Source organism: Bacteroidota bacterium (genome assembly GCA_016718825.1).
Classification (GTDB): Bacteria; Bacteroidota; Bacteroidia; order J057; family JADKCL01; genus JADKCL01.
The window spans coordinates 1-15,820 of sequence record JADKCL010000031.1 but is presented as its reverse complement, the minus strand read 5'-3'; the positions used below and the strand labels follow the sequence as shown (position 1 = coordinate 15,820).

Genomic DNA, 15,820 nt, shown 5'->3' with positions numbered 1-15,820 from the left:
TCCTAGAAAGTTGTGGTTATGAAAAAAGTTATACTCGTCGTTGGAATTCTTGTCGTGTTTGTGGTTGCTGCGAGGGCCCAATTTACGGTTCCTTTCTCTGGAAACAACTCCTATACGGTATGCTCGGGCACGATTCAAGATCATGCTGGCAGCAGCAACTACAGCAATGGGGCCAACGGCTATACTGTGATTTATCCCAGCATACCTGGCAACATGGTGCGTTTGACCTTCAGTCAGTTCAATACTGAAGGCAATTACGACTACATCACCATTTTCAATGGCGTCGGTGTCGGAGCTCCAGTGCTTTATGGGCCCACGAGTGGTAACCCTGCATTGCCGACGATTACCTCAACCACGGGACCATTGACGATTCGCTTTACGACGGACGGTTCCGTTGTTTACGCTGGCTTTACTGCCACGATTTCATGTATTGGCGCAGGTTGTGCTCAACCTGTTTCGTCAGCTGGCGCCACGCTTTGCGGTGCTGGGAATGCCACGGTTACAGCTTCGTTTGGCGCAGGTGGCAATACGATTCGTTGGTACAATGCACCTTCTGGTGGTGCCTTGCTGTTTACAGGGACTTCCTATACGGCTTTTTACGGCGCGACTACCACCATTTATGCTGCGACCTACAATACCTCCAACGGCTGCGAAAATGCGACACGTCTTGCTACGACCGTTTCCGTGACTGCGGTGCCATCAGCGCCTACTTCTGCAACCGCGACACCCTCCACAATTTGTCCGGGATCCACAGCGCAACTGAGTGCGATTTCTTCCGGCAACAACATTGCTTGGTACACGGTGCCTTCCGGGGGAGTTCCGCTAGGTACTGCGGCGAGCGGGGCCAACTTTGCCGTTAGTCCCGGGGTAACCACGACTTATTATGCTGAAGCGCAAGCAAGTGGAGGATCTGGTTCCCAGACATTTAGTTATACTGGCGCCATGCAGACTTTTGTTGCGCCCTCTACAGGTACCTATACCGTGGATGTAAAGGGAGCCCGCGGTGGAAATGTGACTTCTTATACACCAACCAACGGCGGTTTGGGTGGCAGGGCGCAAGGAACGATCAACTTGACAGCAGGCCAAACCATTTACATTTATGTGGGTGGTCAGGGCGAAGACCGTCAAGGGAATCACCCCTATGCGAGTTGCACGTTTGCAGCAGGTGGATTTAACGGTGGGGGAGCCAACCGCAGTGCCGGTAATGGAACTCCTGGCGGCGGTGCTTCGGATATCCGTGTTGGTGGAACCGCATTGGTCAATCGGGTAATCGTAGCCGGCGGCGGCGGCGGTGCCGGATGGAGCAGTGCGGCTGGCGGTCATGGCGGTGGTTTGACGGGTAATGCAGGTACAGGTGGCGGCGGCGGTGGCACTCAGGTCGGCGGCGGTGCTGCTGGCCCGGCAGGTACTTCCTGTTCGAAATCTGCTGGAAGTCTTGGGCTTGGTGGTGATGGGGGTGGGTCCTCGGCAGGTGGCGGCGGCGGCGGCGGCGGGTATTACGGCGGCGGCGGCGGCGGCTACAGCGACGGTGGAGGTGGTGGCTCCTCTTATATTGGTGGCGTTTCAGGAGGAACGACCACGACGGGCTATCAAAACGGCCCTGGCGAAGTCATCCTGACTTGGAGTTCGGTTCCATGTTCCTCACCTACGCGTACGCCAGTTACGGTTACTGTTGCGCCATTGGCTGCTCCAACTTCTGCGACGGCAACACCTTCGACGGTTTGCGCTGGGGGAACCTCGCAATTAAGTGCCATTTCTTCTGGCAATACCATTCAATGGTACACGGTGCCTTCGGGCGGTGTAAGCCTTGGGTCAAGTCTGAGCGGGGCAAATTTTGCCGTAAATCCATTGATTACCACGACTTACTACGCCGAGGCGCAATCCGGCGGCGGCGGCGGCGGTGGGCCTGGGAGCCAGACCTTTAACTACACGGGCAGCGTCCAAAATTTTACAGTTCCTGCGGGGGTGACTTCCATCACCGTAGACGCCTATGGTGCCCAAGGCGGACCCAATGCGGCGAGTACCGGTGGACTCGGCGGAAGGATTCAATCAACGATTGCCGTCACACCAGGCCAAACATTGGCGGTATATGTGGGTGGTCAGGGTATTCGGGGACCTTCAGCTGCAGGCGGATTTAACGGTGGAGGCATAAGTAGCACCACAAATTACACCGGCAGTGGTGGCGGCGCGAGCGATGTCCGTCAAAATGGAACTGGACTCGGGAACCGTGTAGTCGTTGCAGGTGGCGGTGGCGGTGCTGGTTATAACTGTGCAAGTGCGCAGGAATGGGGTGGTGCAGGTGGTGGCACCACGGGGCAGGCTGGCTGGCAATGTAATTCACAGACGAGTTATGTTGGTCTAGGCGGATCACAAGTAGCAGGTGGCTTGCTTGGAAACAACCAAGGTCAGGGATGCGGCACCAATGGTGCCTTGGGAACAGGTGGAAACGGCGCCTGTACCTACGGCGGCGGTGGCGGCGGCGGCTATTATGGCGGCGGCGGCGGCGGTTATGGCGGCGGTGGTGGCGGTAGCAGCTACTCCTCAGGAGTGATTGCAACCAATACGCAAGGCGTGCGTTCCGGGAACGGTCAGGTCCTCTTTTCATGGATTGCAGCATCAACAGGCTGTACCTCTTCAACGAGAACGCCTGTGACGGTTACGGTGGCACCTTTGGCAGCTCCGACTTCTGCGACAGCAACACCGTCCACGGTATGCCCTGGCGGAACGTCGCAGTTGTCCGCAATCTCGGCCGGCAACAATATCGTATGGTTTACAGACCCTTCTGGCGGGGTAAATCTTGGAACCACTTTGAGTGGAGCAAATTTTGCAGTGAATCCCTCGGTGACGACGACCTACTATGCTGAAGCGCAATCAGGCAGCGGAGGCGGACCTGGTTCACAGACCTTTAGCTACACAGGATCAGCCCAATCCTTTACCGTGCCCACTGGTGTGACGTCCATCACATTTGACGTGCAGGGTGCGCAAGGAGGCACCGGCTACAACGCGCCTGGTGCTGTCCCAGGTTTGGGCGGGAGAGCTCAAGCAACCTTGACGGTGACACCGGGTGAGGTTTTGCAGATCAATGTTGGTGGCCAAGGTGGTCCTGGCGGCACAACAGTTGGTGGTACTGCAGGTTGGAACGGCGGTGGTACTGGCGGTGGCTGGTCTGGCGGTCGTAGTGGCGGCGGCGGCGGCGGTGCTTCTGACGTGCGTCGGGGCGGTACTGGTCTCGGAAACCGCATTTTGGTTGGCGCAGGCGGTGGCGGCACCGGTGTGAACCATTCAACGGGAGATGCTGGTGGAGCTGGTGGTGGCCTTACGGGTGCCAATGGACTTACTGGCACATATCTTGGTGCTGGTGGCACCCAGCTGGCTGGTGGAGCACCAAATGGTGCCCTTGGTCAAGGTGGAAACGCACCTGGTGGTCAAACAGGCGGCGGAGGCGGCGGCGGCTATTATGGCGGTGGATCGTCAGCATGGGAAGGCGGCGGTGGCGGTAGCAGCTATTGCACACCGTCAGGCTCGTCGGGCATTGTGCATACATCAGGATTCAAATCGGGCAATGGCCAGATTATCCTTACATGGAATGCTTCCGGTGCATTGTGTACTTCTGCAACGCGCACACCCGTGACAGTAACAGTGGCGCCTCTGGCAGCTCCGACCCCGGTCACAGCTTCGCCAACAAACATCTGTTCGGGCGGCACTTCGCAACTAAACGCAACTTCTTCAGGCAACAGCATCAATTGGTACACGGTTCCCTCGGGAGGAATAAGCCTTGGCTCAAGTACCAGCGGCGCAAACTTTGCAGTATCACCGGGATCGACGACGACCTACTATGCGGAGGCCTATTTGGCTGGCGGTGGCGGCGGGCCTGGTTCCCAAACTTTTTCCTACACGGGTTCCAGCCAGACCTTTATCGTACCCAGTGGTGTAACGAGTTTGACAGTCGATGCCTACGGTGCCCAAGGTGGAAACGCCGTGGGATCAGCCGTGGGTTGGGTAAGCGGTCCTGTCAACGTATCTGGTGGTCTGGGCGGTCGCATTCAGTCAACACTTACCGTGGTGCCAGGTCAAACGATTACCATCAATGTCGGTGGTCAAGGCACGACGACTGCCGGCGGATTTAACGGAGGTGGCACACCTGCAAGCTGCCCCGGCGGTACGGAAGTGATCTGGGCCGGTGGCGGTGGCGCAACTGACCTTCGCGTAGGTGGTACGGCACTTGGCAATCGCGTAATTGTTGCTGGTGGCGGTGGCGGTTCCTCGGGTTCAGCCAATACTTACCAAGGTGTCGGCGGTGCCGGTGGTGGTCTTACCGGTGGTAATGGTACCTTTACAGGTGGTGGCTGTTTGTTTGGCAGTGGAGGCTCCCAGGTAGCCGGCGGCACTGGAGGAAATAACTCCTGCTGGTGCGGTACTGGAGCGACGTCACCTGCTGGCGCACTCGGCCAAGGAGGAAACTCCGTTTGTGCACCTTCTGGCTTGAGTACTTGTTCCTGCTCTGGAACAGGTTGCGTATCTGGAGCCGGCGGCGGTGGTGGCTATTACGGCGGCGGTTCGTCCTTGGCATCAAGCGGCGGCGGCGGCGGTAGCAGTTATGCAGGCGCAGGCACATCTGCCATTACACATACACAAGGTACGCGTACTGGAAACGGCCAAGTGATTCTCTCCTGGAATGCAACTTCTTCCAACTGTACCTCGCCCACTAGAACGCCTGTCACCGTGACTGTCGATCAATTCACAACTGCGAATGCAGGTCCCAATCAATCGGTTTGCGGGACAACAGCCACACTCGCAGGAAATTCTCCGGCAACGGGTGTTGGTACATGGAGCGTGGTCTCCGGGCCTGGAGCGATTACGAGCTTGAATAGCCCGACCTCGGGTGTCACAGGCTTGAGCACAGGTTCAACAACATTCCGTTGGACATTTCCCAACGGAGCCTGCGCCGATTCACAAGACGATGTGATCATCACCGGCGACAACAATTTGCCTGCGATTACATGCCCTGGCAATATCAGCGTAAATGCCAGTTTGGGTGCTTGTTCGGCCACAGTAACGTACACAACACCGATCGGCACCGACAATTGCGGCGGTGCGACAACAGCACAAATTGCCGGCTTGGGTAGCGGCGCAACCTTCCCTGTCGGAACGACAACCAACACTTTCCGCGTCACAGACGTCTCCGGAAATACTGCCACCTGCTCATTCACGGTCACGGTGACTGACAATCAGGCACCAACCATCACCTGTCCCGCCAATCAGTCAGTTTCAGGGACTTCCGGTGCATTCCCATGTACAGGTTTGGCGACCTACACCGCTCCCGTCGGAACGGATAACTGCTCCGGCGCAACGACAATTCGCACAGCAGGTTTGGCCAGCGGATCGGCATTCCCACAAGGCGTGAATACGGTAACCTACCAAGTCACTGCCGCCAACGGTGCGACCGCAACTTGCAGCTTTACCATCACCGTCGGAAGCTGTAATGCGGCTCCCATTGCCATTTGCCAAAACGTTACGGTCTCGGCAAACGGTTCTTGCCAAGGCACGGCCACGGCTTCGCAATTCAACAACGGTTCTTCGGATCCCAACGGTGATCCACTTACATTTTCGATTTCGCCGAGCGGACCCTTCGCACTTGGTACCACCAACGTGACCTTGACCGTTTCCGATCCTTTTGGTTTGAGCTCAACATGTAATGCGATTGTGACGGTGGTGGACAATCAGGTTCCGACCATCAGTTGCCCGGCCAACATCAGCGTCAATGCAACATCAGGCGCATGTAATGCTGCGGTCACGTTTACTGCACCTGTCGGTACGGACAACTGTCCGGGGGCTACGACTGCGCAAATCGTGGGTCCTGGTAGCGGTGCTTCCTTCCCGATTGGCACAACGACCAATACCTTCCGGGTTACCGATGCGGCCGGCAATACCGCAACTTGTTCATTCACAGTCACTGTGATTGACAATCAGGCGCCCGTGATTACATGTCCCGCAAATATGAGCCTTGTTGCAGCCACCAATACGTGCGCAGCAACTGCAATCTATTCAGTTCCAGTCGGAACGGACAATTGTCCGGGTGCAAGCACAACCCAGACTTCAGGCTTGACAAGCGGTTCCGCCTTCCCTGTCGGTACCACGGTCAATACCTTCTTGGTTACTGCCGGCAATGGCGTGACAGCCAACTGTTCCTTTACCGTCACAGTGTCTGACAATCAGCCGCCAACCATTATTTGTCCTTCGAATATCACAGTCAACGCTGCCACCGGCCTCTGCGCCGCGACGGTGAGTTATGCCACACCAACCGGTTCTGACAACTGCCCCGGTGCTTCTGTGACCGTGGTCAGCGGATTTGCCAGCGGATCTTCTTTCCCCGTCGGCGTGACGACAAATACCTTCCGCGTGACCGATGCGAGCGGTGCCACGGCGACCTGTTCCTTCACGGTGACCGTGATCGACAATCAGGCGCCTTCGATCATCTGCCCCTCCAATATCACCGTGAATGCTGCCCCGGGTTTGTGTGCAGCCACCGTGACCTATACTACGCCGGTGGGTACGGATAACTGCCCGGGCGTAAATACCACGCAGACCTCTGGTCTTGCCAGCGGTGCCTCCTTCCCGGTTGGCGTTACAACCAATGCCTTCAAGGCCATCGCGGCAAATGGTACCAACGCAACCTGCTCGTTTACCGTAACCGTGATCGACAATCAGGCACCCGTCATCAATTGTCCTGCCAATATGGTTGTCAACAATGCCTTTGGGCAGTGTGGCTCACCGGTGATTTATGCGACGCCTACAGGCACTGACAACTGTCCCGGTGTGATCACCGTGCGCACAGCTGGACTTGCAAGCGGATCATTCTTCCCCGTCGGTACCACCGTCAACACCTTCAGGGCAACGGCCACCAACGGTTCGTTTGTCACCTGTTCGTTTACGGTGACGGTGGTCGACAATCAATTGCCGGTGATTAATTGCCCAAGCAACATTGTGGTGAATTCATCGAGTAGCAACTGCTCCGCTGTGGTTTCGTTTACTACTCCTGTAGGCACCGACAATTGCCCCGGTGCTGTCACGACGCAAATTGCTGGATTCTCCAGTGGCTCAGCCTTCCCTGTGGGCGTGACGACGAATACCTTCCTGGTTACCGCCGTCGGCGGTGGAACGGCGACCTGCTCGTTTACTGTGACAGCAATTGACAATCAGGCGCCAACGGTAACTTGCCCTGCGAATATCAGTGTCTTTGCAACCACGGGCACTTGTGCTGCCAACGTCAGCTATACCGCACCGGTGGGTACAGACAATTGCCCCGGCGCATCCACTGCCTTGATCGGCGGTCTTGCGAGTGGTGCATCCTTCCCGGTCGGTGTCACTACGAATACCTACCGCGTCACGGATGCCTTCGGCAATACCAGTACATGTTCATTTACCGTGACAGTGGTTGACAATCAGCTTCCTGCGATCACATGCCCTGCATCGATCAGCGTGAATGCCGCCACCAATACCTGTTCTGCCGTGGTAACTTACACTGCGCCAGTCGGTACTGACAACTGTTCGGGTTCCGTCACGGCTCAAATAGCGGGTTCTGCCAGCGGTGCGACCTTCCCCGTGGGTGTGACGACGAATACCTTCCGCGCTACGGATGCCTCAGGGAATTCGGCGACTTGTTCCTTTACCATTACCGTGGTAGACAACCAAGCACCGACGATTACCTGCCCAGCCAATATCAGCGTCAATGCGGGCTCTGGAGCTTGTACCGCCGTCGTGACTTATACGTCGCCTGTCGGCGCGGACAACTGCTCAGGCTCATCAACAACGCAGATCGCGGGTCTTGCAAGTGGCGCAACCTTCCCTGTCGGATCCACAACGAATACCTTCAGGGTAACCGATGCGTCTGGAAACTCTGCGACTTGCTCATTTACCGTAACGGTGGTTGACAATCAATTGCCCACGATCACTTGCCCGGCAAACGTTTCCACGAATGCGTCTCCAGGTAACTGTACGGCTACAGTCACCTATACTGCACCCGTAGGCGCCGACAACTGTTCCGGTGCCACCACCACACAAATTGCAGGTTTGGCCAGCGGCGCCACATTCCCTGCCGGTGTCACGGTGAATACCTTCCGCGTGACGGATGCATTCGGGAATACCGCGACGTGCTCGTTTACGGTGACGGTCGTGGACAACCAAGTGCCGACGATTACCTGCCCTGCGAATATCAGTGTGAATGCCAGCTCGGGACTTTGTAATGCTGTCGTCAGCTACACCGCCCCCGTCGGGGCAGACAACTGTGCAGGCTCCACGACCACGCAAACCGTAGGCTTGGCAAGTGGCGCAACCTATCCGCTCGGTACCACCACGAATACCTACCGCGTGACCGATGCCTCAGGGAATTCAGCAACCTGCTCCTTTACGGTCACCGTGATCGACAATCAAGCTCCATCCATCACTTGTCCTGCGAATATCAGCGTCAATGCCTCTTTGGGAGCTTGCTCCGCTACGGTGACGTACACAGCGCCGGTTGGCTCGGACAACTGCTCGGGTGCAACGACGACGCAAACGGCAGGTTTGGCGAGCGGTGCGACCTTCCCCGTTGGCACGACGACCAACACATTCCGTGTGACGGATGGTACCGGTGCCACTGCAACCTGTTCCTTCACCGTGACGGTGACGGACAATCAATTGCCAACGATCACGTGCCCCGCAAACATCAGTGTTAACGCCACCTCAGGTAACTGTTCAGCCGTGGTGACCTACACGGCCCCCGTTGGCGCGGATAACTGTTCGGGTGCTACAACCTCGCAAATTACAGGTTTGGCAAGTGGTGCAACTTTCCCTGTGGGCACGACCACCAATACGTTCCGCGTGACGGATGCATTTGGCAACACCGCCACTTGTTCCTTTACCGTGACAGTTGTCGACAACCAAGCACCGACGATTACTTGCCCGGCCAATATCTCTGTGAATGCAAGTTCCGGACTTTGCACGGCAGTGGTCACCTATACTGCCCCCGTCGGGGCGGACAACTGCCCTGGGGCAACGACGACACAAATCGTAGGTTTGGCGAGTGGCGCTACCTTCCCTGTAGGCACGACCACCAATGCTTTCCGGGTGACTGATGCCTCCGCCAACACCGCGACCTGTTCGTTTACCGTGACGGTGGTCGACAACCAATTGCCGACAATTACCTGTCCAGCGAATATCAGCGTAAATGCAGGTTCGGGACTTTGTACCGCTGTAGTCACTTACACTGCTCCGGTTGGGGCAGACAACTGTGCAGGTGCTTCAACGACGCAAAGTGCTGGTTTGGCCAGTGGTGCAACTTACCCAGTAGGTACGACAACGAATACCTACCGCGTCACCGATGCATCCGGCAATTCGGCCACCTGCTCGTTTACCGTGACGGTGGTCGACAACCAAGTGCCGACCATTCTATGCCCAGCGAATATCAGCTTGAATGCTAGTGTTGGAGCCTGCGCTACAATTGTGAGCTATTCTACGCCGGTCGGAAGCGACAACTGTACCGGTTCCACAACAACGCAGACAGCAGGTATGGCAGGCGGCGCATCCTTCCCGGTTGGCACCACCACCAATACATTCTTGGTGACTGATGCCTTTGGGAATACTGCAACTTGTTCATTTACCGTGACAGTGATTGACAATCAAGTTCCTTCGATTACCTGCCCCGCCAATATCAGCGTGAATGCGGGTTCAGGATTGTGCGCTGCCACCGTAACCTATACCACGCCAGTCGGGACTGACAATTGCGCCGGTTCCACGACAACGCAGACAGCAGGTTTGGGCAGTGGGGCATCCTTCCCTGTGGGTTCGACCACGAATACATTCTTGGTAACCGATGCCTTTGGCAATACCGCAACTTGCTCGTTTACCGTTACGGTGACTGACAATCAGGCACCAACGATCACTTGTCCTGCCAATATCACTGCAAATGCAAGCGTGGGTCAATGTTCAGCGCCGGTAACGTTTACTGCGCCTGTTGGCTCAGACAACTGTCCTGGTGCTACGACAACGCAGACGGCTGGCTTGGCCAGTGGTGCAACCTTCCCGATCGGCACGACAACGAATACTTTCCTTGTCACGGATGCATTCGGTAATACAGCCACCTGCTCATTTACGGTGACAGTCGTGGACAATCAGGCGCCGACGATCATTTGTCCTGCAAATATTTCGGTGAACAATACCCCGGGATTGTGCAGCGCGGTGGTCAGTTATACTGCGCCGGTCGGTTCTGACAACTGCCCTGGACCATTGACCGCTATGACGAGTGGATTGGCTTCCGGGTCGGTTTTCCCTGTTGGAACGACAACGAATACCTATACGGTCACGGATGCAAGCGGTCAAACGGCAACCTGTAGCTTTACCGTCACGGTGAATGCTGCCGATATGGACGTCTATGGTGCCGGCAATTACATCGTCGATGGCGACTTGACGCCTTCTACACTCGATCTCACCGACTTCGGGAATCCATTCCCGGGCGTACCGGTCGTGCATACCTTCACCATCGAAAACGATGGCACGGCTCCGTTGACGATTTCGACGATATCGATGGCAGGTCCGCAAGCAGCAAACTTCACTGTTGGCGGCATTACATTGCCTGTCACACTTGCCCCGAATGCGACGACGACGTTTACCGTCACCTTTGTAGCAACGCCACTGGGTGTTTACAATGCATTCGTCGAACTCAATAGCAACGATTGTGACGCCAACCCTTATGACTTTGCTGTCAAAGGAGAGGTCTCCTGCCAGCCTGCAGCATTCACCACTTGTCCTGCAAATCAATCGCTCAATACCGGGGCCAACGTTTGCTCGCAGGTTGCGAACTATACGCCTGTGATTGTGGGTGCACCAGCACCTGCGGTTACCTATGCATTCACGGGTGCGACTACGGGCACAGGAAGCGGCACAGGTTCGGGCTCAACCTTGAACCTTGGCACGACTACAGTGACACTGACGGCTACAAATCTTTGTGGCTCGACTTCTTGCACATTTACCGTGACGGTGACCGATGTTGAAGCTCCGAATGCCATTTGCCAGAACATCACCTTGCAATTGAACAATGCCGGAAACGGAACGGTCACGACGGGTATGGTCAATAATGGTAGCAGTGATGCTTGTGGAATCGCCGGACTCACTGTGAATCCGACAAGTTTCAATTGTGCGAATGTTTCCCCTGCGCCACTCACTGAGTTGTTTATCTCGGAATACGTGGAAGGAAACGGAAACAACAAGTACATCGAATTGTACAATCCGACGAGTGGTCCGATCAATTTGGGCAACTATCAACTCCGCCTATTCGCCAACGGTGCTGGAGCAGCAACGACAACGAATACCTTGACAGGTTCACTCGCTGCGGGAGCCACCATCGTTTACAAAAACAGTGCCGCGACGATTTACGCAGGACCAAGCACGGTTTTGACCGCTGTGAACTGGAATGGAGACGATGCCGTGGGTGTATTCAACACCTTGACGAACCAGTATGCCGATATTTTTGGTCGAATCGGCGATGATCCCGGCTCCGCTTGGACTGCTACGGGTACATCTACGATGGATCGCACATTGCGCAGGAAGCCCGTTGTTTCTACGGGTATCACCACAAGTCCGACGGGAACTGGTCCTGGTGCATTTACGACACTACCTTCGGAATGGGATGCATTCCCGGTCGACAACGTCTTGGGCCTGGGAAGTCATGGCTTCATTGCCCCCAATACCGTGGTGTTGACCGTGACCGACGTGAACGGCAACAGCAGTACTTGCACCGCGAATGTCACCGTTGAAGACACCGTCAATCCTGTTGCCATTTGCCAGAATGTCACCGTTCAGCTCAACAGTGGCGGCAACGGTTCCACGACGGCTGCTGCGGTCAACAATGGTTCTTCCGATGCTTGCGGCATTCAGTCTCTCAGCCTAAGCCAATCGGCATTTGTCTGTGCTGAGGTCGGTGCAAACACAGAAGTGTTGACCGTGACCGACGTGAACGGCAATACAAGCACTTGTACAACGACTGTGACCGTTCAAGACAATATCGCGCCGATTGCGCTTTGCCAAAACGTCACCGTACAACTGAACAATACCGGCAACGGCTCAACAACCGCTTCCGCCGTGAACAACGGTTCAACCGACAACTGTGCGATTGCATCGCTCAGCTTGAGCCAATCGGCATTCGTTTGCGCTGAAGTGGGCGCGAATACTGAAGTGCTGACGGTAACCGATGTGAATGGGAATTCAGCAACGTGTTCCGCGATCATTACTGTGGAAGACAATGTTGCACCGGTGGCGATTTGCCAGAACGTGACGGTACAATTGAACAACACCGGCAACGGAACGACAACAGCTTCAGCAGTCAATAACGGTTCGACTGACGCTTGCGGAATCCAGTCTTTGGCCTTGAGCCAGTCGGGATTCGTTTGTGCTGAAGTCGGCGCAAATACCGAAGTACTGACCGTGACAGACGTCAACGGCAATTCGAGCACATGCTCGACCACGATCACCGTGGAAGACAACGTGGCGCCGACGGCACTTTGCCAAAACATCACGGTGCAGCTGAATGGCAGCGGAAATGCAACCATCACGGCTTCGCAGATCAACAACGGTTCGACAGACGCTTGCGGCGTTGCGAGCTTGGCCTTGAACAACACGACGTTTACTTGTGCAAATTTCAGCGGGAATACGGTGATTCTTACCGTAACCGACGTCAACGGCAACAGCAGCACTTGCTCAGCTACGGTGACGATCGAGGACACGATTTCACCATCCGCACTTTGCCAAAACGTCACCGTACAATTGGACAACACCGGCAACGGCTCGACGACTGCCGCCGCCGTGAACAACGGTTCCAGCGACAACTGCGCGATTGCCTCGCTCGGTTTGAGCCAAACAGCCTTCGTTTGCGCTGAAGTGGGCGCAAATACCGAAGTGTTGACGGTGACGGATGCAAATGGGAATTCGACAACATGCTCCACCACCATCACGGTCGAGGACAATGTGGCGCCTGTGGCACTTTGCCAGAATGTGACCGTGCAGTTGGACAACACCGGCAACGGCTCGACAACAGCCGCAGCGGTCAACAATGGTTCGAGTGACGCTTGCGGAATCCAGTCTTTGTCCTTGACGCAGTCGGCCTTCGTTTGCGCTGAAGTCGGCGCCAATACCGAAGTGCTGACGGTGACGGATGTGAATGGCAATTCCAGCACTTGCTCCACCACGATCACCGTGGAAGACAATGTCGCGCCGGTGGCGGTTTGCCAAAACATCACGGTGCAGCTGAATGGCAGCGGCAATGCAAGCATCACGGCTTCGCAAATCAACAACGGTTCGACAGACGCTTGCGGCGTCGCGAGCTTGGCCTTGAACATCACCACATTCTCCTGCGCGAATGTCAACAGCAACACCGTCATCTTGACCGTGACCGACGTGAACAGCAACAGCAGCACATGCGCGGCCACGGTCTCCGTCGAAGACTTGGTAGCACCAACCGCGGTTTGCCAAAATGTCACCGTACAACTGGACAACACCGGCAACGGCTCGACAACGGCTGCGGCCGTGAACAATGGTTCCAGCGACAACTGCGCGATTGCATCGCTCAGCTTGAGCCAATCGGCCTTCGTTTGCGCTGAAGTCGGCGCCAATACCGAAGTGCTGACAGTGACGGATGTGAACGGGAATTCGGCAACATGCTCCACCACCATCACGGTCGAGGACAATGTGGCACCTGTGGCACTTTGCCAGAATGTGACCGTGCAGTTGGACAACACCGGCAACGGCTCGACAACAGCCGCAGCGGTCAACAACGGCTCGAGTGACGCTTGCGGAATCCAGTCTTTGTCCTTGACGCAGTCGGCCTTCGTTTGCGCTGAAGTCGGCACCAATACCGAAGTGCTGACGGTGACGGATGTGAATGGCAATTCCAGCACATGTTCTACTACGATCACGGTCGAAGACAACGTGGCGCCGGTGGCACTTTGCCAAAACATCACGGTGCAGCTGAATGGCAGCGGCAATGCAAGCATCACGGCTTCGCAGATCAACAACGGTTCGACGGACGCCTGCGGCGTCGCGAGCTTGGCCTTGAACATCACGACATTCTCCTGCGCGAATGTCAACAGCAACACCGTCATCCTGACGGTCACCGACGTGAATAGCAACAGCAGCACATGCGCGGCCATTGTCACCGTCGAAGACTTGGTAGCCCCAACCGCGGTTTGCCAAAATGTCACCGTACAACTGGACAACACCGGCAACGGCTCGACAACGGCTGCGGCCGTGAACAATGGTTCCAGCGACAACTGCGCGATTGCATCGCTCAGCTTGAGCCAATCGGCCTTCGTTTGCGCTGAAGTCGGCGCCAATACCGAAGTGCTGACGGTGACGGATGTGAACGGGAATTCGGCAACATGCTCCACCACCATCACGGTCGAAGACAATGTAGCACCGGTGGCACTTTGCCAGAATGTGACCGTGCAGTTGGACAACACCGGCAACGGCTCGACAACAGCCGCAGCGGTCAACAATGGTTCCACCGACGCTTGCGGAATCCAGTCTTTGTCCTGACGCAGTCGGCCTTCGTTTGCGCCGAAGTCGGCGCAAATACCGAAGTGCTGACAGTGACGGATGTGAATGGCAATTCCAGCACTTGCTCCACCACGATCACCGTGGAAGACAACGTGGCTCCGATGGCTGTTTGCCAAAACATCACGGTGCAGCTGAATGGCAGCGGAAATGCAACCATCATGGCTTCGCAGATCAACAACGGTTCGACGGACGCCTGCGGCGTCGCGAGCTTGGCCTTGAACATCACCACATTCTCCTGCGCGAATGTCAACAGCAACACCGTCATCTTGACCGTCACCGACGTGAACGGCAACAGCAGCACTTGCAGTGCGACCGTCTCCGTCGAAGACTTGGTAGCACCAACCGCGGTTTGCCAAAATGTCACCGTACAACTGAACAACACGGGCAACGGCTCGACAACGGCTGCGGCCGTGAACAATGGTTCCAGCGACAACTGTGCGATTGCATCGCTCAGCTTGAGCCAATCGGCCTTCGTTTGCGCTGAAGTCGGCGCCAATACCGAAGTGCTGACGGTAACGGATGTGAACGGGAATTCGACAACATGTTCCACCACCATCACGGTGGAGGACAATGTGGCGCCTGTGGCACTTTGCCAGAACTTGACGGTGCAACTGAATGGCAGCGGTAACGCAAGCATTACGGCCTCACAGGTCAACAATGGCTCGAGTGACGCTTGCGGCATTGCAACATTGGCCTTGAACATCACCACATTCAACTGCGCCAATATCAACGCCAATACCGTCGTGCTGACTGTGACCGATGTCAATGGCAATTCCAGCACTTGTTCGTCTGCTGTGACGGTCGAGGACACGGTGGCACCCAATGCCATTTGCCAGAACGTAACGGTGCAGTTGGACAACACCGGCAACGGCGCAACCACTGCTGCAGCTGTGAACAATGGCTCGACCGACAACTGCGCAATTGCGACTTTGGCCTTGAGCCAAACTGCATTCGTCTGCACGGAGGTTGGGGCGAATACTGAATTGCTGACTGTCACGGATGTCAATGGCAATTCCAGTACTTGCACCACGACCATCACGGTGGAGGACAATGTCGCACCGGTCGCGCTTTGTCAAAACCTCACGGTTCAATTGGACAACAGCGGAAACGCCAGCATTACCCCGAGCCAAATCAACAACGGGTCCACGGATGCTTGCGGTATCGCCAGTCTTACTTTGAACGTGACGACATTCAACTGCAACAACATCAACGGTAATCCAGTGACATTGACGGTAAC

General features: G+C 56.0%; 2 protein-coding genes. Both read left to right on the top strand.

The annotated features are described in order from the left end of the window. Positions 1-18 precede the first annotated feature (18 nt). A complete protein-coding gene (locus IPN95_23905) occupies positions 19-14,562 on the top strand; it encodes an HYR domain-containing protein (protein ID MBK9452411.1) in 14,544 nt (4,847 codons plus the stop codon). Then, positions 14,538-15,820: gliding motility-associated C-terminal domain-containing protein (locus IPN95_23900; protein MBK9452410.1), on the top strand; the 1,283-nt coding region annotated here is incomplete at its 3' end. The genes IPN95_23905 and IPN95_23900, both read left to right, overlap by 25 nt.